Origin of the sequence: Priestia sp. SIMBA_032, from assembly GCF_046535215.1 — a bacterium.
Lineage (GTDB): Bacteria > Bacillota > Bacilli > Bacillales > Bacillaceae_H > Priestia > Priestia aryabhattai.
The window spans coordinates 1-267 of the sequence record NZ_JAWRXD010000787.1 but is presented as its reverse complement, the minus strand read 5'-3'; the positions used below and the strand labels follow the sequence as shown (position 1 = coordinate 267).

Genomic DNA, 267 nt, shown 5'->3' with positions numbered 1-267 from the left:
ATGACGTTGCTGGCCTTGTCGATGAACAGGCCGCCGTCGACGATCTCGGCCCCGGCCGCCGTGCCGACGATCGTCTTGTCATCGGTGACGGTGATCATGTCGCCGTCGCCGACCGTGCTCTCGCCCGTGACGAGAATGGTGAGCGGATCCCCGCTCGACGCGTACTCCGTCAGCGACTCGAGATCGTCCGCGGTGACCGTCTCGCCCGCCGCGCCGCCCGTCGTGCCCTCGGGGAACGCATCGGTCGGCACCGAGGCGAAACCCGTG

General features: G+C 68.9%; 1 pseudogene. It reads right to left on the bottom strand.

The annotated features are described in order from the left end of the window. Window positions 1-267: pseudogene (locus SB717_RS36475) on the bottom strand (pectate lyase); the annotation flags it as partial.